Source organism: Selenomonas sp. KH1T6 (genome assembly GCF_900108415.1).
GTDB lineage: Bacteria > Bacillota > Negativicutes > Selenomonadales > Selenomonadaceae > Selenomonas_B > Selenomonas_B ruminantium_A.
In genome coordinates this window covers 1-20206 of sequence record NZ_FNWN01000027.1, presented here as the reverse complement: position 1 = coordinate 20206, position 20206 = coordinate 1, and the positions used below count along the sequence as shown (strand labels likewise).

Genomic DNA, 20206 nt, shown 5'->3' with positions numbered 1-20206 from the left:
CCGAGGCTATATTTTTCATTATGGACTTATCATATCATTTCATAATTATAGGAGAATTAGGGAAGGGCAGAAACTGAAAGCGTTGGCGGAATTACACTCATGTAACAGCCCCTATATTATTTGGCTACAAACTTTTGCTTAAAAAAATCTATTAACGAGCGTTCATCAGCATAAATTTGTCTTCCTTTTTTGGTGACTATAAAGCCCTTCTGCTCAAATCCCGCAATAGGTACAGCTGCCAGGCTGCTATCCGGCAGGATGCCGTTTCCAGTCAGGACAGAAAAAGCTATGCCCCGCCCAACGATATTCCATACGCTGGAGAGGTTCGGCGAATAGTGCAAAACCTGCGGCGTCAGCTTATGCTTTTCAAATTCTGCCAGGACCCGCTTGGTCAAGATGAAGTTGCGGCTAAGCAGCACCAATGGATAGGTGCTGACTTCGGCCAGAGAGATACATTCCCGCTGTGCCAGTGGATGCTGGCGGGGAACACAAAGGCAGACTGGCCAGGTGGATAACTTCCTCAAGGACAGATTGGACCGCCCATCCGCATCATGAACAAAAGCAATGTCAACTTCTTCCCGCTCCACCATATCAAGTGCCGCCCCGCCTGCGGGCTCCGTAATTTCCAGCTGAATTTCGGGATGCAGTTGGTGAAACTCACCTAACAGCAACGGCAGTATCACTGTCGCAATCTGGGAAGGAATGGCCAGTTGCAGACGGTTATGCCGTTTGGCAATCTCCTTGACATTGGCCTCAAACCGCTTGACCTGCTTGAGCATGCCTTCCACTTCATGGAATAGTGCCTGCCCATCCTCCGTCAGCTGGATATTGCGTCCCACATGGCGGAACAGGTTCAGTCCCGTGTCCTCCTCTATGTTCTTCATTGCCAGGCTCAGGGTTGACTGAGACATGTGCAAAATGGCGGCAGCCTTGGTCACATTCTCCTGTCGGCAGACCTCGGCGTAGTATTGCATCTGCTGGATGTTCATGGCATACTCCCCCTTGGTTTCTTTGCTATCAGCATACAGCAATCAATCGGTTTTTTCAATATATAAATCGATTATAAGTGTTTTTCATCTCCCCTCATCCACGCTATGATATAGGCAGAAAGAAGATATCAAAGACAGCGGGAGGTAATGAAAATGAAACAGGCAATGAAAACATACGCTGAGAAACTCATGATGAGGACCCATACCGCCGTGAAGAAATATCAGCTGGCTCAGGAAATGCATAAGGAAGAACCTCTTGTTCAGCAAAATATGCTCTATAGCCGGTATCTTATAGACATGAATGAGGCTCTGTAAGCAGGAATCTGTTTCTACAAACAGAAATAGATTGGCAGTGATAAAAATATTTCTACAAGGAGAGCATTATGGACAAAAAAGCAATTTTGCTGGATATGCAGGATAATGTTGCCACCTGCACCAGTGATGTGGAGCCTCAAGATTTGGTGCTGTGCCATGGCAGTGGCGAGGCACAGGTAAAAGCTACCGCCCCTATTCCCATCTGGCATAAAATAGCCCTAAAGCCTCTATCTAAAGGGGATTTTGTTTACAAGTACGGCGAGGTTATCGGTGAGGCTTTGCAGGATATTCCCCAAGGCAGCTGGGTCAGCCATGAAAATATCCGCAGCGTCCCCAGAGATTATGCCAGCGAATACATATTGGGAAGGGAAGGTAAATAACATGGAGTTTTATGGCTACAGACGAAAAGAAGGTCGGCCCGGCATCCGCAACCATATTTTGATTTTGCCTGCCTGTGCCTGTGGCAGCGAATCCTGCCGCATTGTGGCCTCCCAAGTACGAGGAGCCGTTAATATCGTCTTTAATACAGGCTGCAGTGATGTGGCAGCCAATACGGCTATGAGCCAAAAAGTCCTGACTGGCTTTGCACTTAACCCCAATGTATATGGCGTAGTAATAATCGGACTGGGATGCGAAACTGTTCCCCACGCAAAGCTACGCGAAAAGATACAGGCAAAATGTTCCAAACCTGTAGTTTCCTTTGGCATTCAAGAGGAAGGCGGCACCCTTAAAACAATCGAGAAAGCCGTGCGTGCTGCCCGGGAAATGGCAGCTGAGGCTGGCATGCAGCAAAAAGAAAAATTCCCCATCAGCGAGTTGCTAATGGGGATTGAGTGTGGCGGCAGCGATGCCACCTCCGGCATTGCCTCTAATCCTGCTGTGGGCAATTTGAGCGACAGACTGGTGGATTTGGGGGCATCTACTATGATGAGTGAATCCATTGAGTGGATTGGCGGTGAACACGTTTTAGCCAAACGTGCCGCCACCCCAGAAATTCACGACCAAATTATCCGGGTTTGCGAAGAATATGAAAAACATCTTTTAGCCGCAGGACAGGATTGCCGGGCAGGGCAACCCACGCCGGGCAATAAGACTGGCGGTCTTTCCACCATTGATGAAAAGAGCCTTGGCTGCATAAGAAAAGGCGGTACTCGTCCCATTGTAGAGGTGCTGGAACAGGCACAAGCCCCCACCAAACAAGGAGCTATCGTCATGGATACAGCAGGCTATGATATTTCGTCTGTTACATCAATGGCTGCAGCAGGTTGTCAGCTTATCATATTTACTACTGGTCGCGGCACTCCTACCGGCAACGCCATTGTACCAGTTATGAAAGTCACAGCCAATGAACATACTTATAGCTGGATGGAAGACAATATGGATGCAGATTTATCCGGCATTATCCGGGGAGAATGTTCTATAGCCGACAGCGGTGCCATGCTGCTCGATAAAATTCACGACATAGCCAACGGTAAACTCACCAAAGCAGAAGCCTACGGTTTTTCCGACATAGCCGTTGACCATGTATGTCGATTCGTTTAACATCCGCCACAGCAGCAGTTAATATGAGCATGGAGCTAATATCAGAAAAAGCCAGCCATAAATCAGACTTATCCCTGATTTATGGCTGGCTCTTTTTAGCTTCCGCACTTACCGCAATGGCTGCATCCATTGCATATCAAGCGGCTCCCACAGGCATGGCAATGGGGTCCGTCATATGCTGGTCTATAGTATTCATCTGCTGTTACAGGAATCCCAATGGTATATCGCAGGTCAAACTGCATTGGCCTGCCCCTGAAATTCAGACCTGCCTTAAAGGCCTGCTCCGCCTGTTTCTGCTTGCTGTTCAAGCGATAGTGTCTGCCGTCTTTAATAAAATGCGAACCTATTTCGATGAAGGAAAAGGATACATTGGCATTCTGGCACTCTTCATGCAGAGCCAGTACCCAATCATAGTTGCAAGGCCGTGCTCCTTCATAATTCTCACCGCCGCAGATAACCTGCTCGATAAAGCCCTCCTCCAGATATGGCTTCAGACTTACGGCACCAATCAAGGGAGCACACATCACACCTTTGTGCTTGAAGGGCAAATCCCTAAGCAGCGGCAGTCTTCTATCAGCCATTCGCTGATTCTCGCAGGTGACGTTGAACCAGATATTCTCCCAGCCGTTGCCAAAATCCTGGGGCAGACAGTCAGCCACCCGTTCCGGCCGCTTGGTCAGCAGATAGAAGATGACATCCGGCCTCTGCCGCATGATTTCCCAGGCCTCGTTCCGCCATTTGTCAGCCTCTTCCAGGAAAAAGTCCGAAGTCATGCACACGCGGATAAGCTCGCCGCTTTTTACCTTATAGCTGCCGTAGCGGTCTTTCTGCAACGGATAGGCAAAGTTTGCCGTGCGATAAATGGCAGCGCCATCTTTGCCTCTTTGCTTATCCAACGTATACATATAGCAGTTGGCACAGCCGGGGCTGATTTTCCTGCAACCATGCCATGGATTCCAGATATCGTGCATTTTCTCACTCAGCCGCTTCTTTGGCCTCTATAGACGCCAGTAAATCTGCAATGGTGACTTTCTTGAAATCAGCCAGCATGTGCTGCCTGACCTCTTCCAGCCTGTCACCCAGCACCCCATGGATATTCCTGCCCACGGGGCACTTCGGATTAGGGTTCTCCTGAAAATGAAATAGATCTTCATCCTCTTCCACAGCCCGGAAGACATCCCATAAGGTGATGTCTTCCGGGCTTTTGGTTAGTTTTGCCCCACCGACGCCTGCTGCCACATCCACCAGACCAGCGGCTTTGAGCTGCCCCAATGTTTTCCGAATAATGACCGGGTTTACATTGACACTGCTTGCCAAAAAGGTGGAAGTTGTCTTGTACTCATCCTTGAACCGCTCTATACAAAGCAATATGTGCGTTGCTACCGGCAGACGAAAGGAAAATTGCATGGAACCCCTCCTGAATAATCGTTGTACCATACAATATTACATCATCCCTAAAATGTCAACAAGAATCCCCGCCCAACTTATGACAATGAGGAAAATGTACGCCTCAGATTTTTTGTTGTAACCATTGACATTACGTCAAAGCAATGTTATTATTCTATTGTAATCGACATCATTACAACTAAAATCATTGGAGGAAATCAAAATGGCAAACTTCAACAAACTTAGTGTGGCAAGCGATGCAAGAACTGAGCTGCATGACAAATTGAATCTTACGGGGGCAGAGATCAGCGTCAACAACCTGCCCGCTGGAGCCGGTGTTCCCTTTGTGCACTACCACAAGAAAAATGAGGAAATCTACTAAAAAAATCCGTCCCTCAAGAATAAATGCAATTCTTAAGGAACGGATTTTTTTGTTTATGCGGCTTGATAGATTAAAAACTTTCCACCCAGTTTTTAAGTTCAGCAACCGAAGGATTCCCGTTCAGCAGCTTGCCTTCCTTGATAACCGCTGTCTCCGACACGCTGCCCTTCAGCCCTTCCACAGCCTTGCCAAAGCCGCTGCCGCCGGAGGTGGCGAAGAGGATTATGGTCTTGCCGGAGAAGTCGTAGCTCTCCAGGAAGGTGTTGATGATGGTGGGCGCCACGTACCACCAGATGGGGAACCCCAGGAATATCACATCATAATCCGCAATCTTGGCATCACCTGCCGCAAGCTTGGGGCGGGAGCTCCTGTCATTCATTTCCACCGAACTGCGGGAGGCTTTGTCATTCCAGTTGAGGTCCGCCTTGGAGTAGGGCACCTCCGGCCTGATTTCAAAAAGGTCAGCCCCGGCTGCTTCCGCAAGGGTCTTGGCTGCCTTGGCCGTTACGCCGCTGGCGGAAAAATACGCTACTAATTTCTTGCTCATTGAGTTTTCCTCCCTCTATAAACATAGTCAAATAAAAATCCTATCACCACATAAAGCCCCAGAAGCCCCATCAGCAACAGCGCATATATTTCTCCTGGCTGGTTGGTGGCTTCCGTGGCGAAGATGTGCTTCATCAGCAGCCTGTCGCCCACCCTGTTCAGGAATGAGCCGTAAATGCCCAGGAGCGCCGCCGAAAGCCCCAGTACTGCCGCTGCTATCCGGCTGGTATTGGGAGACAGTGACAACGGCACAAGCTTCTTCCACTGTGCCAGCCACCCCCGCCAGTGCAGGCCCCAGTGGAGGCCGCAGAAAATCATCAGGGCATAGGGCAGGGACACATGGTACTGGTGAATGGCAATGCTCCGCTGGATTTCCAGCGGCATGATGTCCTTCAACAGATAGTTGGAAATGCCCAGCCCCGCTATGACCGCTGCCAGCATCAGGGCTGTCAGCAGGATGCTGGTGACGGTGCCCAAGGCCCGCAGGAAATCCCATCTGCCCCTGCCCAGGCTCTTGAACCAACGCCTGTTCTGATAGACATGAACCACGGCCAGTACCAGACAGGCTATGCCCAGGACTTCATGCAAAAGCTTCGGAATATAGTGGAAGCTCATAACCAGCAAAAGCAGCAACGGCAAAAGTGCCGTTACCGCCATGCGAAAAGTAATCCGCCCTTTCATCATCAGAAGCCCAGGCCGTCAAACCAGCCCTTGATTTCCCCTGCACCTGCAGAGGGGCTGAACAGCCTGCCCGGCTTCCAGTTGGCCTGCCCCTTGGTGATCTTCTGCAGATAGTCGGCGCTGGAGCCTATATCGCTGCCGCCGGAGGTGCATACAGCGGTCAGGTTCTTGCCCGTGAAATCATAGCTTTCCACGAAGGTGTCCATGATGCGGGGAGCCTGGGCCCACCAAATGGGATAGGCCAGCACGATGGTGTCGTAGTCTGCCACCGGGGCATGCAAATCTGCCAGCTTTGGACGGGCGCTGTCGTTTTTCTGCTCCACTGTGGCCCGGGTTGTTTCATCATTGTAGTTCAGGTCCTGGCTGGTATAGGGCTGTTCCGGGCGAATCTCATAGAGGTCAGCCCCCAGCGCCTGGGCCGCATTTTCCGCCAGGGCCTTGGTATTGCCCGTGGCTGAGAAATATGCCACCAAAATCTTCTCCTTGCCGGCAGCCGCGGGTTTAGCCGGGGTTTCCGCTTTCTGCACCGGCGCAGGCGCAGCCTTTTCCTCCGCCTTGCCCGTATCAGAGCCGCAGCCCAGCAGCCCCAGGACCATCAAAAGGCTCAGACACAAAAGCCATACTTTTTTCATTGTCGTACTCCTTCCGCATTTGCTTTCGTTCCCTCTCCTCCCAGGCCGCTGAGGCCGCACCCTGCCAAAAACAGGGTCATGGCCCCCATGCCCGTGACCTTCAGGAATTCCCGCCTGTTCATACACATCACACTCGCTAAGTTTGTATCTTTCTGCCTGTCTATGTACACTCTAGCACTTGAAGTGAACTCTAAGTCAAGAAGAAAATCACTGCATGCCCTTGGGAGCGTTCTTCATCCAAACCTGCTCCTTTTGGCTGCCGCCCTTGGTGTTCTGGGCCATGACTCCCACCAGCTTGTGGGGTACATAGAGTTCTTCCAGATAGGCTATATCTTCTTCTGACAGCTCGAGTTCCACTGCCTTTACGGCACCGTCAATGTGATGAAGCTTGGTAGCTCCGGCCACGGGAGCCGTCACTTTGGTCAGCAGCCAGGCCAGGGAAATCTCCGTCATGGTCACGCCGTACCGGTCTGCCAGTTCCGCCACCCGCATGATAATCTTCTCATCTGTCTCCGCCGTACCATCATATTTCAATTTGGCATAGCTGTCCTCCTGCAACCGCTTGGAAGTCTCCCCCGGCCTTCTGGAGAGCCGGCCGCTGGCCAGGGCGCTATAAGGAGTCATGGCGATATTGTCCTCTGCGCAGAGCTTTGCCATCTCCCTTTCTTCTTCCCGGAACAGCAGGTTGTAATGATTCTGCACTGATACAAATTTGACAAAGCCTTCTTTTTCCGCCATAGCATTAGCCTTGGCAAGTTGATAGGCATAGCAATTGGCAATGCCTATGTAGCGCACCTTGCCCTCCTTCACCATCTGATTCATGCCGTCAAGGACATCATAGAGGGGCGTCTGGTAATCCCACATGTGGTAAATGTAAAGGTCAACATAGTCCATGCCCAGATGCTGCAGGCTGAGCTCAAGCTGCCGCCTGATATGCTCCTGCCCGCTTATTCCTGCCTCTCTTTCCTGTTGACTGCGTGGCAGGAACTTCGTGGCCACCACCACCTCGTCTCTTTTGGCATAGTCCTTTAGCGCCCTGCCCAGGAACTCCTCGCTGGTGCCGTTCTGGTAGGCAATGGCAGTGTCAAAGAAATTCACCCCCAGTTCCAGGGCGTGCTTCACAATCTCACGGGTAGCCCCCTCAGCCACTGTCCAGCTATGCTGCCCCGTGGCTGCATTGCCAAAGCCCATGCAGCCCAGGCAGATGCGGGAAACATTCAGGTCGGAGTTGCCTAATTTCGCATATTTCATGGTTTTGCTCCTATCACTTGCCCACAAATTCAGCAAAGTTCTCTGCTATTTTCCCTGCAGTAAAGGAACGCACCTCATAGTCAGCAAAGCCATCTGCATAGTACACATCTTCCTGCAGGATCTTCTCTACTGCCTCTTTTGACTCGGCTGGGGAAATCATAATGCCTGCCATCTTCTGGTCAGTATAGGGCCCGACCAAAATGAAATTCCCTGCCTCAAAGTGCCTGGTGAACCATTCCACATGCTTTTTGAACAGTTCGTCCCCCTGTCCTGCAGGAATCTTTTCTGCCTTGAGTGTCTGATTGATGATAAACATAGCCTTCTCCTACCTTATATAAAATGACACCATGTAACTTTTATTGCTGTATGTAGTATAAATCTAAAATGACACGATGTCAATATGTCTTTATAAAAAAATGCACCCTGCCAACCTGAAAGGCAGGGCGCTTATTATCTTAGGGCAGGATATCGCAGCCTCATTCACTCTGCCATAAGTGTGACCGATACTTCATCATGGCTTAATAAAGCTGTTATTTCCTGTTGCGACAGTTCAATATGCCCCAGCCGCGTATAGGACCAGGAATTGGAACCATAAAAAATGACCAGCTTGTTCCCCGCATAAAGGACAATATCACCGTAGTGAGTGGTCATCTGCTCATCTGCGCTGTCAATACTTTGGCCGATAGAACCAACCTGCTCAAAGCCTCCATAGGGCGACAACTTTATGGTCAAAGGCAGGAGTTTATGTAACGCCGCAGTGGAGGAATTATGTTCCCAGGTAACGGGAACGACGGTATTATCAATTGTCAGTTTCATCGCTTGCTCCTTCCCGGGGGCTGACGAGGGGGCATTTTCCTGTTGGGCATTGACCTGTGCCTTGCTGCCTGTATCTGCAACAGCATCCTGTGCGCCTGTGCAGCCTGACAGCAATAACAGCACCGACAGGATAACCCAGCCCATTATCTTCCTTTTTGGCATACACCGTCACTTCCTTCTAAAAATACAGATGCAGGACAATATTTTACAGGCTTCAGATATTCTTGCCAGCCTGCCGGGCTTTTTCCAGGGCAGCATTTCCGGCAATATCGCCAATATTTGTCACGCCGCCACAGAAAATCGTCTCTTTGAGTTCGGCCTTATCAAAGCAATCCACCCAGCCCTGCACACCGACACGGGTTCCTGCCACCGTACTTTCCTCATCCTCTGCCGCCACAGCCAGCAGATAAACCTCGCGGAAGCGATAGTCCGAGGGGAACAAGGGATTTGCCCTGTCCAACAGGGTCTTTAACTGCCCGCACATGCCATAATAATAGACTGGCGTGGCCAAAGCCACCACATCTGCCTGTCCGATTTTGGCCGTTATTTCGTTGGCATCGTCCTTGATCACACACTGCATGGTCTTCTGGCAGGCAAGGCATCCTTTGCAGAAGTTTATGGTCTTATCCCGCAGGGAAACCTGCTCCACCTCATGGCCTGCTTCTCTGGCACCTTCGGCAAAGGCTGTGGCCAATGCCTCGGAATTGCTGTTCTTTCTTAAGCTCGTAGATATGATGATTACTTTCTTGCTCATGTTCTCTCCTCCATACACATTATCCTGCTTTACTCTATCACTTGGAGTATACTCAAAGTCAAGCCATATAATACAAATGCCGCCCAGCAAATTCTTGCACGATTTCCCAGGGCGGCATTTCTTGCTTTTTACTTCAGGTTCTTATCAAAGAAGGCAAACAGCTTGTCAAACGGAATCTTGTCCATCTGGTCATAAAGGTCTACATGGGTAGCACCAGGAACGACAATCTCCTCTTTTTCCCCTTTGATGGCGGCATAAACATTATCGGAGAAATACTTGGAATGCGCCTTGTCCCCGGTAATCAGCATGACCGGCGTCTTGCCCAACTCATCAATGTTGCTCATAAGCTTGAAGTCAAAGAAGCCATACGGGGTTACCGAATCCCAGGCCAGCTTATTGGAGTTGATGGCGCGCGGATGGAAGGCGCGGCCTACATAGTAGCCGAAGAAATCCTTGATGACAGGACTGGCATCCGCAGGCAGTTTATCCGGGAACATGGTATCGAAGGTCTCCACATTACCATTAGCATCCACCCCCAGCTCATGGGCTCCGCGGATGGCTTTGCCGGTCTTGGCTTCTTCATCACGCATCTTGGCCAGATGCTGTTTCACGAGTTCCCGCTGCTCCGGCGTGTAGTAAGCACCATTATAATGGTCGCTGATGCTTTCACTCATATCATACATTGCCGAAGTTGCCACCGCCTTGATGCGGCTGTCACTGCCAGCGGCAGTGATGGCCATGCCAGACAAACCGCAGATGCCCATGGCCCCCACCTGATCCTGGTTCACGAATTTCAAGTTGGAAACGAAATCCACGGCGGCATGATAGTCTTCCGTGAAGATTTCCGGGGAGCCCATATTGCGGCGGCTGCCACTGCTCTCACCTGTGGTGGAAGGATCAAAGGCTACGGCCACATAACCATGCTTGGCAAATTCCTGTGCATAAAGACCGGAGGACTGTTCCTTTACTGCGCCGAAGGGTCCCGTAATTACAACTGCTTTATACTTCTTGTTGGCATCAAAATCCCTGGGCAGATACATGTGACCGGCAACTTCGAAGCCAAAGCGGTTTTCAAATTTAACATTCTTGGCTTCAATAGACTTGTCAATCTCAAATACACGGGTATCATTGTCCAGTTCGCTGATGGATGAGCGCTGCATCTGGGAAGCTGCCGCCAGAGCTTTAGCCGGAGTTGCCGCCATCGTCACATTGCTGCCCATGATGCCAAAAGACATTACGCCTGCCATCAGGGCTGCCAAAACCATCTTTTTGTTCTTGCCAATTTTCTTCATCATTTTCATTCTCCTTACTTTGTACACAATTTATATCTTAAAATCAAACCGGCTCGTTTGCAGGAATCAGCGCCGGATTCATGCTGCCCTTATGACACTGACTCCAGAATATAATCCCAGCGGCAACAATGAATACCAATCCGCCACAAACAACATACTCTGTTCCCCAGGCTTCAATGAACATGCCGCTTATCGCTGTTCCCGCCATACAGCCCAGATTAGCCGCCGTGAGAAAGAGGCCATTGGCAAAATCCGGTGCCTCCGGTGCGGCATGGGATAGCCAATATTGGTTTATATTGGCATTGATGCCTGCCAGCAGTCCCCAGAAAACTGTAAGGACCGCCACCAGGGGGAAGGCATTTCCTCCCAAGAGAAACAGCAGGTACACAGCCCCAAGGAAAAAGGGGAAGATTTTCACTGTGCCTATGGGGCGGCTAGAGAGAAGATTTCCTGCGATCATACTGCCAAAGATGTTGCAAAGGCCGTAAACAAAGAGCAGCAAACTTACCAAGGTTGGAGACAGCCCCGAAACGCTGGCCAGATACTCCGCCAGGTAGTTGAACACACCGAAGACTGAGCCATTGAGGAAGATGACGGCGAAAATAGAGGCCCAAACCATGGGCTTTTTCAGCACCGCCAGCTGCTCTCCATAAGTAAGCCGCCCCTCTGCCGGCATGGAAGGAACTAGGAACGCCGTTGCCAGCATAACGAGGAATGTCGTTATGGCAAAGAAGGACATTGAGGCCGTCAGCGAAATATTTTCCGCCAGGAAGTTGCTGATAGGGACCCCCACCACCATCCCTGCCGATACGCCCATGTTGATCTTTGCCACTGCCTTGGGCGCATCTTTTGCTCCCGCCAGAGCCGCTGCTACTGTAAAAGCCATGGAGCAGTAAACTGGATGTAAAAATGCCGGCAGCACCCGCACTACCAGAAGAAGGTTAAAATCTTCGGCAAAAACGGAAATCGTATTGCACACCGTGAAGACTCCCAACACCAGCAACATGATATATTTGCGGTTGAAGCGGGAAAATACCAGCGGCATGGTCGGCCCGGCAACTGCTACCCCTAAGGCAAACAAACTGATAAGCAGCCCCGCATGGACTATGGTCACGTCATAGCGCTCGGCGATGTAGGGCAAGATTCCGATAAAGCCCATCTCTGTATTAAGGATGCCGAAGACCCCTGTGGCCAAGATAAAAATCAGGAGATTTTTGTTATTCAACATGACTTCTTTCCTGCCTTTCCTGTTGATGGTTTAATGATAACATGGTAGTATATTGATTACAAATACCTATAACAAATACATACTTATGCTTAAAAGTAATTCATTTAACCAGCAGCCAACACAGACCAAAGGAGTTGTTTTGCCATGGAACTGCGCGTGCTCAAATACTTCCTTACCGTGGCTCAGGAAGAAAGCTTTTCCCGGGCAGCGGAAAAACTGCATCTTTCCCAGCCAACTTTGTCCCGTCAGCTAAAGGAACTGGAAGATGAATTCGGCAAGCAGCTGCTTATCCGCGAACCCCGGCGCATCCTGCTCACCGATGACGGCCAGCTCTTGCGGCGCAGGGCAGAGGAAATCCTGTCCCTGGTAAAAAAGACCACCGGGGAACTTCTGCACAGTGAGGAAATCAGCGGCGATATACGCATCGGCGCCGGTGAATCCATCCACTTCGCCCTGCTCATGAAAACTGCCCAGAAGCTGCGGCAGCAACATCCCGGCCTGCGCTTTCACATCATCAGCGGTGACGGCGCTGCCACCATGACCCGCCTGGACCGGGGGCTGATTGATTTCGCCTTTGTCTACGGCAGGCTGGACCCGGCCAAATACCATGAGATGCCCCTGCCTGTCCGCGACCGCTGGGTGCTGCTCCTGCGCCGTGACGATGAACTTGCCCAAAGGGAAGTCATCCGGGCCGAGAATCTCCGGCAGAAGCCCCTGCTCTTTTCCCGCCAATCCCTCTCCACCGGCACCCATGGCGACGAACTGCAAAGCTGGCTGCAGAAGCCTTTGGCAGAGCTGACGGTAGCTGGTTCTTATACGCTGGCCTACAACGCTTCCCTGATGGTAAAGGAAGGGCTGGGCTATGCCATCACCCTTGATGAACTGATAAACACCCAGGGCAGCAGCCTCTGCACCCGTCCCCTTGAGCCTCCCATTTTCGCCGTGCCAACCATAGCCTGGAAAAGAAACCAGATTTTTTCCAAGGCCTCCCAGGCATTCCTGCAGGCCCTGCAGGAAAAATTCAGCCCTGCATAAAAGTACCGCCCTGCACAGCTTTGGCAGGGCGGTTTTTGGTATTCCACAGGGGATTGGGGATTATTTCAAGTTGGCCTTGAAGAAGTCTGCCAGCTTGGCATCTCCCATGACCTGAGCGTCGGCGTACTTGGAACCATATTTTCAATTACAGCAAGAACCCCCAAGGCCAATACACCTAGCCCTGGGGGTTCCCTCACGTATCTAACGCTCTCCTGCGATTATTCTATCACGTCCAAGCGTATTTGTCCAAATATTTCTCCGAATGCGTCCACCCAGAAAAGATTCTCTTAGGCTACAAATCACTCTGCCTTGACCCAGTAATTCACCCGGACCGTATCCCCGGCCTGCACATCCCTGTCCATCAGCCATTCATTGAGCTGGACGATGCCGGACTTGAACTCCCTGAATTCCCTGGGGCCGTAGGTGTTTCTGGCCATATATTCAACAGCGATAGAATCCAGGCTGTCCCCCTCCCGGACACTATATTCAGCCTCCACCAGCTTGTAAGAAGATGCCATGCAGGTGGAAGAAATCATGATCATCATCGCAGTCAGCAGTAAAAATACCTTTTTCATCGTCATCAGCCCTCCGTTCTCTCTATGCCTATATATACGTTTGAGGACTGGATCTATTACGACTATCACCCAAAATTATTCTTACGTGCAACAGCCCCATTTTAATCTTGCAAAATTCATTAGGGAATTATCCCACAGCAACGCCCCCTGCCATTCATTCGGCAGGGGGCGCTTTAATTGGGTCCAATTATTCTCTATGTTCCATAATCCACTTATCCAGAAAGGCCATCTGCTCCTCCGTGTGGAACCAATGCTCGCCGCCTTCCATCACGGTAAGCGTACCGCCAATCTTCTCCACGAAACCGGCGATGACTTCCCTTGGCATCAGATGGTCGTTCGCGCCGTACAGCACATGGGTGGGCACAGTCCACTTGGTCGGGTTCTGGCGCACATAATTTAGGTACTCCCAGGACAGTTTTTCGCCAAAATCTGTCGCAATCTCCTTCTTCTCCCGCAGCTCTGCCTCTGTCACCTTCGCCCAGGACATCATATTCAAAATGAGTTTTTCCATATCTGCTATGGGAGATATGAAGAACGCCTGGTGGATTTTCTTCCCGCTCAGAGCGCACATGGCAAAGAAAGCCCCTATGCTGTTGGCGATGACATGAACAGGCCCATGGCCTGCCGCCACTTTATCATAATAGGCCTGAAATTCCGCCTCTGCCTCCCATGGTGTCCGGGACTGATAATCAAAGCCCAGCACCTCCGCCTCAGGAAACAGTGCCCTGTAATGCTCCGCTTCCTCAGCAGTTCCACCCTTGCCATGAATGTATATGACCAACTCCGTCAGCATACTCCACCCTCCAAAGGCTTATAAGCCTACAACTCTAAGTCAAGAAGAAACTCACCTTACCATGACTATGAGAACCAAATAGTCATTCTTCTCATGAACTGTAATTTCCTGCCTGCCTTAGAAAATCCCCCCATAACCTTCATGATATCCTCTGCTACCTGCTCTGCCGTGATCACGGAAACCTTTATACATGCCGCCGTGGACCTCAGCAATGCTCATGTCATTGTCATTGAAGATGATGATGAGAAAACACACTGTCATTTGGCTGATATCGTGTAGTCTACGCCTTGGAGTGAACTTCAAGTCAAGGCCCTATCACCAATTTATTTTCTAAAGGTTTTACAAAGCTAAGCTGCCTCCCCTATGCCAGCCACACATATACAAGAAAAGCCCCGGTCTCCCGGAGCTTTACATCTTTTACCAGTTGGCTTCTACATACCCTTGGGCCACCTTGGGCTGGAGGCCGAAGCGGGCCATAAGTTTGTCTGCGGTTGTGGCCTTGTCCACATTGAGTTCCTTCAAGGTAATTATCATGGCCTTTATGCCTTTTTCCTCGCCCTTCTTTTCGGCATATTCCAGCTGTGCCGCCTGATCGCGGCGGAATTTCTCAGCCTTCTCATAAGACCTCTTTGCCACTTCGTCTATGGTGAACACGTCTTCCACCTCCATCGCTTCCCGTATTGCTTCTTCGCTTGCGGCAATCTCCGCCAGTTCTTCATCGGTGGTGGCAGGAGAGAAGTAGGCCGCCCATTTTTCCATGCGAGTCATGTCTTTCACGCTTTTGCTCTTGAATTTCAAAAGCTCAAGGAAATGTATTTCCAGCTTGTCCGTCAGCTGGCACTTGGTCTTGATGTCATAGATGCCAAAGCAGCTGTGCATATCCGGGTACTTTGCTTCATCGAAAAGGTTGAAGCCCAGGATATTGATGGCTATGGTGCGGTTTAGCTGATCATATTTCTCCCCACGCTTGAGGTCAGCGTAATTCCGCGCCCAGTAGAACAGGGAACGCTCCCCCATGGTCAGTCCTCCTGTTTCATTATCTTTATTTTATGACTTCGGCACCTAAAAGGCAAGATTTCCCTATGAAAAAAGGCCGGTCGGCAGGCCGGGAGCCACCCCAAAAAGCACCCATACATAGCTCCCAGCCAGGAAAACTGGCAGAAACTCTTGGGAGCCAGGGCCAGCTACTCCTGCTGGAAGAAGAACCTGCCCCCGCAAACGAAAAACGCTCCGTGACCGACCACTGACCGACTGCCCCCAAAAAATCCCATAGCCCCTACACAGAAAAAGTCCCACAACCCAAGCAATGCCAAGTGCAGAAAGGATACGTCCTGCGGTAAGATGAAAAGTAGTGTGCTTGACTTCAAGTCAAGGGATTTTGGTAGGAATTTTTTCTAAAATTTTTTCAGCAAACTATTGACCTGGAGCGTACTCCAAGTGCTAAACTTATGCCATCAGCAAGAATTTACGGTTAGCGAGGTGCTTTTCATGACCATCAAGGAAGTCAGCGAGAAATACGATGTCTCCCCCGATACCATCCGCTATTATGAGCGCATCGGCCTTATCCCCCATGTGCCCCGCAAGGAGAACGGCATCCGGGATTTTGATGAGCAGGCCTGCGGCTGGGTGGAGTTTTCCAAATGCATGCGCAGCGCCGGCGTGCAGGTGGAAGCCCTCATCGAATACGTGGAGCTGTTCTTCCAGGAAGGCACGGAAGCAGCCCGCAAGGAAATCCTGGTGGAGCAGCGCGCCCGCCTGCAGGAGCAGTACGACCAGCTCAAAGCCACCATGGAACGGCTGGACTACAAGATTGCCCACTATGAGGAACTCATGGCCAAGAATTGCCCCTCTCTCAAATGAATTCCCCCATATCCCCATAATCCAAAGCCCCCTGCCATTTATCCGGCAGGGGGCTTTGGATATTATGCTGAAGTTACTCCTCTCCTGTCAGCCAGTAGACACGCCCCTCTTTCCTGGGTGCTGCCTCAGGTATTTCAACGGGATAGCCAATAACGCAGTGGCCGATGCCCTCATAATCTCCCTCGAGGCCCAGTTTCTTCAATATCTCCCTGCCAATATCCAGTTCGAATTCTTCCTTGGCACGATGAATCCAGCAACTGCCCAATCCCTCAGCATGCGCTGCCTGCATCAGCTGACCCATGAGCAGGCTGCCGTCGTAGATATATGTGGGCCAGTCCCTGGGAGCCAGCACAATGAGCACCACCGGGGCACCATAGAATGGATCAAAGCCAGCCTCCCAGCCGCCAATCTCGCAGTTTGCCTTGGACAGCCTGTCGCGCAGCGCCTTGTCAGTCACCGCAATGACAATGGGCTTCTGCTGCCCCCTGCCACTGGCGGCATAGAGGCCTGTTTCCATGATGGCTTCAATCTTTTCCCTTGGTACCATGTCCGGCTTGAACTTGCGAATGCTCCGGCGTTCTCTCAATGACCTTATAACTTCGTTCATGTGACACCTCTCCGTTTCTGTCAACTATTTTGATGATTTCACACCCAGATATCAATCGCCCAAACTCCTATAGCACGAATAAAATACTTTCTCCTCCCTTCATAAAAGCGCCCCTGCCAGTTGAATCCGACAGGGGCGCAGGTATCTGTCAAACCTTAGCAAAAGAACTGATGGCAAGCTGCGTGCAGGTGAGCCGCCTATCCTCAGAAGCTGGGCAGCCGCTTCAGCACGTATTTCCCCAGCAGGAAGCACAGCCCCAGCGTCAACGCACAGACGCTTAGATACTTCATGCCCACTCCCATGCCTATCCCCACAAAAGCCCAGGCTACGGGGAAAAGCACGGGCATGTGCAGGTAGTAGACGGCGTAGGAGGTGGAGGAGAGCTCTGACAGTATCCCATTGGTGCTGTCAAAGCACTGCCTGAACAGCCCCAGCAGGAAGAACAGGGCCGTGCAGGTAAAGGCAGCCTGCATGACTGCTCCCACCCAGACCGTCTGCCAGGCTTCCAGTCCATAGGCTGCCAGGAAAAGCTTCTGCCACAGGTAGATGCCTCCTGTCAGCAGGAAGGGGAGACCCCACCGCCCTGCAGACGGGCAGTACCCGCCTGCTTCAAACCAGCGCTTCTTCCAGGCCCAGGCCCCGGCAAAGAACACGGCAATGTAGCTCACGATGCGCACGGGCTGCAGTACCAAGATATAGGCGAAATACTTCCAGGTATCCGGGTGCATGTAGGAGCTGACCAGGCCGATGCTTATGGCACATACAGCAAACAGCCCCAGAAAGAAAGCTATTCCCGGCACGCCGGCTTCCCTGCGCTCTTTCAGGGAAGGCATGGCCTGGCAGGCCGCCATCAGGAGCACATACAAGGCTGTGAGGGCCCCAAGGTACCAATACTGGGCCTGCTGGTAGAACACGCCCCAAAAGAGGGTGGTGTAGAACTCATAGAACCCCATGGGGGAATTGCGGCTGGCCAGAGTGATATAAGTCACCAGGGGTGCTATGCACGCAGCCCCGAAGAGCCAGGGCCCAATGATCCGCCTCAGCTTTCCCCGCCAGAAGCTCCCCAGGTCATAACGGGCCAGTGACCTCAGGCCAAAGTACCCCGACACGAAAAACATGGTGGGCATGATGAAGACATCAGCCCAGCACACAAAAGCCGTCGCCCCGAAGGACGGGTCAGCCTTGTCCACCACATACCACCATTCCGGTGCATAGGCCATGTAGCACATAGCTGCATGGAACACCACCATGAGCCAGATGATGAACCATTTCAGATTATCCAGGAAATATAGTCGTCTGCCCTTATCTGCTTGCAAAATCCTCAATCCCTCTTCGACCATTTATCATTGATGTTTAGAATCTCTTTTTTCAAATCAGTGACCATCTTCTTCATCTCCTGGTACTCCTGGCGCTCATTATTGATGACAAAGGTATGGAGCAGGCAGGTGCCCATCATGTAGGCGCAGGAATAAAGGGGAAGATAAGCGTTCCAGAACTGGATAGTCAGGAACAGCGCCATGATGAAGCCAAAGAGCGCTATGGTCCTGTATCTTGCCTTTTTCTCCTTCGGCTGCCTGCCGATGGCCGAAAAGGCATACAGCGAAATCATGATGAGCAGCATGATCTGCACCACCAGCATGACATCCCGCAGCATCAGGCCCTCATACACGCTGTTCTCATCGATGGTGAAGTAAATGGGCACAAAGATGTTTATAAGATTGGCCAGGAGGATCATTCCTGCCACGGCGCGCCCAAGGAAGACCAGGATCTTTCCGAAAGCTGTCTCGTCATTCAGGTAAGCCACCGTGTATTGGGCCCAGAAATACACCCCTGAAGCCATGGCGAAAAAGTAGAGGATTGTATCCACATACAATAGATCTGCCATTTTCAGATGTTCAAAAAGCCCCCAGGTAATATCTGTCAGATAATAAAACAGCACCGCGAACAGGAAATTCCGGTAAATCTTCCAGGAAGGCATCTGGGTAGTGGAGTCGCTGTTAAACAGTATGTCATGATTCTCAATGAGCAATATCATAGTGGCCAGAATGCCAATGACAGAATAGTACATCCCCTAATCTCTCCCCTCACTTTATCTCCAGCCGGCCTGTATTTCTCAGAAGAAAAATTCAAGGCGACCCATGAACTGACGGACTTTGTCCTCATCTTTGCCGATCAGCCTGCCATCGCCGTACCTCAGCGTGCCGACCATATTCTTCATCAGGGTGTAATTCACCCCTATATCCCAGCCCTTGGTCCAGTCATATATGACGTCCCAGGTGCCGTAGGGGGTAGCAGTGAGTCCGGCGTGGCGGTATGCCACCCAGGCACCCCAGGTGCCTTTGTTCTCCTGCTGGGCACCCTTGTAGTCAAATTCGATATTGTAAGACCGGGAATTTCCTTCCCAGCCCGCTATATCACGATCGCTCTTGGCATAATAACCCTGCAGCGTGCTGTTTTCGTCAAACTTGTAGCCAGCCATCAGCTGCCAGATATTATTCCTTTTTGCCTCCGCGTCACCATCAATCAGCCTGGTGTCGTTGGTATAGCGAAAATATCGGGCAGCGCCGAACACGCCCTTATTCTTCGCCTTGTTGTAATCAACGCCGGCATAGAACACGTCATTGGGCTCATCGCCGTCAAGGAATTCAAAAGCCCAGGCACTGCGGCCGCCGCCGATGACGCCGGAAAGCTTGTCGGCACTGCCTACCGTCACATCAGCGCCGGACATGGTGGTGTCGTTGATGCTGTCATCACCGTACATATTGAACCTGCCAAAGCGAAGGGAGATATGCTTGTAATCACCCTGTGCCCAGGCCCGCCTCAGGCGGAAGTCGTAGCCGTCAATATTCTTATCTTCCGACATATCAAGGTAGGTATCAATACGGCCATGCACCTGCCAGTGCTCATTTATCTCAGCGGAAGGCTCCAGGCGCAAAAGGAGCTCGTCGTACTTCTCTTTCTCTCTGGTTCCGTCTCCGTTCTTCTCCTCAAGGCGGGTGTACTTGTACTCCAACTTGCCTTTCCACCTGACCAGGTCAGCGTTGCGCTCCAAACCTGCCACACGGACCCCCAGGCTGCCAAGCTCATCAGCGAACTCAGCGGCCAGCTTGTCAATCACCGCCTTGTCTGCAGCAGAAACATCATTCCTGGCCATGGCCCTGGCCACCATCTGCGCCATCTCATAGCGGGTAATACTGCGGCCGCCGCGGAAGGTGCTGTCCCCATAGCCCTCGATGACTCCCTCAGCAGCCAACTGGGTTACAGCCTCATAAGCCCAGTGATCAGCAGGGACATCAGAGAAAGGATTGGCGGCAGCGAAAGCAATGCCGGTCCACCAGGCTGCCAAAGCAAAAAACATGCCAAAAACAAGCATCATATTCATGGGGATTCCCCCTTAGTAAGTCATTAAAGCATGTTATTAAATCATCACCACTTTACAACTTTTCTGATTGAAAAAAATATCGCGCAAATCACTCCTTTAGTGTAAGATGAAATTACCACACCCCATCTACGCAAAGGAGG

The 20206-nt window shown here is 51.2% G+C and carries 27 protein-coding genes; 6 read left to right on the top strand and 21 right to left on the bottom strand.

Features of this window, described 5'->3' with window-relative positions:
* Positions 1–116 precede the first annotated feature (116 nt).
* On the bottom strand, positions 117–989 hold the full coding sequence (locus tag BLW59_RS13365) for a LysR family transcriptional regulator (RefSeq protein ID WP_074698170.1): 873 nt from the start codon (positions 987–989) through the stop codon (positions 117–119).
* Between the two features lie 153 nt (positions 990–1142).
* Here BLW59_RS13365 and BLW59_RS17815 point away from each other — a divergent pair, with 153 nt between their 5' ends.
* The 3 genes from BLW59_RS17815 (at position 1143) to BLW59_RS13355 (ending at position 2846) form a co-directional block, all read left to right on the top strand.
* The gene (locus BLW59_RS17815; RefSeq protein ID WP_175463448.1) at positions 1143–1304 is read left to right on the top strand and encodes a hypothetical protein; all 162 of its coding nucleotides are present in this window, start codon (positions 1143–1145) and stop codon (positions 1302–1304) included.
* Between the two features lie 68 nt (positions 1305–1372).
* Positions 1373–1684 (top strand): UxaA family hydrolase, encoded by a 312-nt coding sequence (locus tag BLW59_RS13360; protein ID WP_074698169.1) that lies wholly within the window; start codon positions 1373–1375, stop codon positions 1682–1684.
* Position 1685: 1 nt separating this feature from the next.
* Positions 1686–2846, top strand: a complete 1161-nt coding sequence (locus BLW59_RS13355; protein ID WP_074698168.1) for a UxaA family hydrolase — start codon at positions 1686–1688, stop codon at positions 2844–2846.
* 95 nt (positions 2847–2941) lie between these two features.
* Here BLW59_RS13355 and BLW59_RS13350 read toward each other — a convergent pair whose 3' ends face one another.
* Both BLW59_RS13350 and BLW59_RS13345 read right to left on the bottom strand, forming a co-directional pair.
* The gene (locus BLW59_RS13350; RefSeq protein WP_074698167.1) at positions 2942–3817 is read right to left on the bottom strand and encodes a DUF5131 family protein; all 876 of its coding nucleotides are present in this window, start codon (positions 3815–3817) and stop codon (positions 2942–2944) included.
* A gap of 4 nt (positions 3818–3821) precedes the next feature.
* The gene (locus tag BLW59_RS13345) at positions 3822–4253 is read right to left on the bottom strand and encodes an Rrf2 family transcriptional regulator (RefSeq protein WP_074698166.1); all 432 of its coding nucleotides are present in this window, start codon (positions 4251–4253) and stop codon (positions 3822–3824) included.
* A gap of 202 nt (positions 4254–4455) precedes the next feature.
* On the opposite strand from BLW59_RS13345, the gene BLW59_RS13340 reads away from it, so the two are divergent.
* The gene (locus tag BLW59_RS13340; protein WP_217634623.1) at positions 4456–4614 is read left to right on the top strand and encodes a hypothetical protein; all 159 of its coding nucleotides are present in this window, start codon (positions 4456–4458) and stop codon (positions 4612–4614) included.
* 70 nt (positions 4615–4684) lie between these two features.
* Here the strand turns inward: BLW59_RS13340 and BLW59_RS13335 are convergent, their stop codons facing one another.
* The 10 genes from BLW59_RS13335 to BLW59_RS13290 all read right to left on the bottom strand — a co-directional run bounded on the left by BLW59_RS13335 (position 4685) and on the right by BLW59_RS13290 (position 11814).
* Positions 4685–5161 (bottom strand): flavodoxin, encoded by a 477-nt coding sequence (locus tag BLW59_RS13335; protein ID WP_074698165.1) that lies wholly within the window; start codon positions 5159–5161, stop codon positions 4685–4687.
* Positions 5158–5817 carry a hypothetical protein gene (locus tag BLW59_RS13330; RefSeq protein WP_318258585.1) on the bottom strand — a complete coding sequence of 220 codons (660 nt, stop codon included), beginning with the start codon at positions 5815–5817 and terminating at the stop codon, positions 5158–5160. The genes BLW59_RS13335 and BLW59_RS13330 overlap by 4 nt, the downstream gene beginning before the upstream one ends.
* A 26-nt stretch (positions 5818–5843) precedes the next feature.
* Positions 5844–6473, bottom strand: coding sequence for a flavodoxin (locus BLW59_RS13325; protein ID WP_074698163.1), 630 nt, complete (start codon positions 6471–6473; stop codon positions 5844–5846).
* Positions 6470–6595, bottom strand: coding sequence for a twin-arginine translocation signal domain-containing protein (locus BLW59_RS17160; protein WP_081348539.1), 126 nt, complete (start codon positions 6593–6595; stop codon positions 6470–6472). The genes BLW59_RS13325 and BLW59_RS17160 overlap by 4 nt, the downstream gene beginning before the upstream one ends.
* A gap of 85 nt (positions 6596–6680) precedes the next feature.
* Positions 6681–7724 carry an aldo/keto reductase gene (locus tag BLW59_RS13315; RefSeq protein WP_074698162.1) on the bottom strand — a complete coding sequence of 348 codons (1044 nt, stop codon included), beginning with the start codon at positions 7722–7724 and terminating at the stop codon, positions 6681–6683.
* A 13-nt stretch (positions 7725–7737) separates the two neighbouring features.
* A complete protein-coding gene (locus BLW59_RS13310) occupies positions 7738–8040 on the bottom strand; it encodes a YciI family protein (protein ID WP_029544780.1) in 303 nt (100 codons plus the stop codon).
* A 164-nt stretch (positions 8041–8204) separates the two neighbouring features.
* Positions 8205–8702: a cyclophilin-like fold protein gene (locus BLW59_RS13305; protein ID WP_175463447.1), complete on the bottom strand. Its 498-nt coding sequence runs from the start codon at positions 8700–8702 to the stop codon at positions 8205–8207.
* Positions 8703–8754: 52 nt separating this feature from the next.
* Complete coding sequence (locus BLW59_RS13300) at positions 8755–9294, bottom strand: flavodoxin family protein (protein ID WP_074698161.1); 540 nt, start codon at positions 9292–9294, stop codon at positions 8755–8757.
* Between the two features lie 128 nt (positions 9295–9422).
* A complete protein-coding gene (locus BLW59_RS13295) occupies positions 9423–10589 on the bottom strand; it encodes an alpha/beta hydrolase (protein WP_175463446.1) in 1167 nt (388 codons plus the stop codon).
* Positions 10590–10629: 40 nt separating this feature from the next.
* The gene (locus tag BLW59_RS13290) at positions 10630–11814 is read right to left on the bottom strand and encodes an MFS transporter (RefSeq protein ID WP_074698160.1); all 1185 of its coding nucleotides are present in this window, start codon (positions 11812–11814) and stop codon (positions 10630–10632) included.
* Positions 11815–11958: 144 nt separating this feature from the next.
* Here BLW59_RS13290 and BLW59_RS13285 point away from each other — a divergent pair, with 144 nt between their 5' ends.
* Complete coding sequence (locus BLW59_RS13285) at positions 11959–12849, top strand: LysR family transcriptional regulator (RefSeq protein WP_074698159.1); 891 nt, start codon at positions 11959–11961, stop codon at positions 12847–12849.
* A gap of 299 nt (positions 12850–13148) precedes the next feature.
* Here BLW59_RS13285 and BLW59_RS13280 read toward each other — a convergent pair whose 3' ends face one another.
* The 4 genes from BLW59_RS13280 to BLW59_RS13265 all read right to left on the bottom strand — a co-directional run bounded on the left by BLW59_RS13280 (position 13149) and on the right by BLW59_RS13265 (position 15234).
* Positions 13149–13424, bottom strand: a complete 276-nt coding sequence (locus BLW59_RS13280; RefSeq protein WP_074698158.1) for a hypothetical protein — start codon at positions 13422–13424, stop codon at positions 13149–13151.
* Between the two features lie 187 nt (positions 13425–13611).
* On the bottom strand, positions 13612–14217 hold the full coding sequence (locus tag BLW59_RS13275; RefSeq protein WP_217634622.1) for an alpha/beta hydrolase: 606 nt from the start codon (positions 14215–14217) through the stop codon (positions 13612–13614).
* A 117-nt stretch (positions 14218–14334) separates the two neighbouring features.
* Complete coding sequence (locus tag BLW59_RS17810) at positions 14335–14478, bottom strand: hypothetical protein (protein WP_175463445.1); 144 nt, start codon at positions 14476–14478, stop codon at positions 14335–14337.
* A gap of 156 nt (positions 14479–14634) precedes the next feature.
* Positions 14635–15234: an Rpn family recombination-promoting nuclease/putative transposase gene (locus tag BLW59_RS13265; RefSeq protein ID WP_074698156.1), complete on the bottom strand. Its 600-nt coding sequence runs from the start codon at positions 15232–15234 to the stop codon at positions 14635–14637.
* A 471-nt stretch (positions 15235–15705) separates the two neighbouring features.
* On the opposite strand from BLW59_RS13265, the gene BLW59_RS13260 reads away from it, so the two are divergent.
* Complete coding sequence (locus tag BLW59_RS13260; protein WP_074698155.1) at positions 15706–16077, top strand: MerR family transcriptional regulator; 372 nt, start codon at positions 15706–15708, stop codon at positions 16075–16077.
* A gap of 73 nt (positions 16078–16150) precedes the next feature.
* Here BLW59_RS13260 and BLW59_RS13255 read toward each other — a convergent pair whose 3' ends face one another.
* The 4 genes from BLW59_RS13255 to BLW59_RS13240 form a co-directional block, all read right to left on the bottom strand.
* Entirely contained in the window at positions 16151–16684 is a 534-nt protein-coding gene (locus tag BLW59_RS13255) for a nitroreductase (protein WP_074698154.1), read from the bottom strand.
* 203 nt (positions 16685–16887) lie between these two features.
* Entirely contained in the window at positions 16888–18000 is a 1113-nt protein-coding gene (locus BLW59_RS13250; protein ID WP_074698153.1) for an acyltransferase family protein, read from the bottom strand.
* Between the two features lie 5 nt (positions 18001–18005).
* The gene (locus tag BLW59_RS13245; protein ID WP_074698152.1) at positions 18006–18752 is read right to left on the bottom strand and encodes a hypothetical protein; all 747 of its coding nucleotides are present in this window, start codon (positions 18750–18752) and stop codon (positions 18006–18008) included.
* A gap of 45 nt (positions 18753–18797) precedes the next feature.
* Complete coding sequence (locus tag BLW59_RS13240) at positions 18798–20066, bottom strand: S-layer homology domain-containing protein (RefSeq protein ID WP_074698151.1); 1269 nt, start codon at positions 20064–20066, stop codon at positions 18798–18800.
* Positions 20067–20206 lie beyond the last annotated feature (140 nt).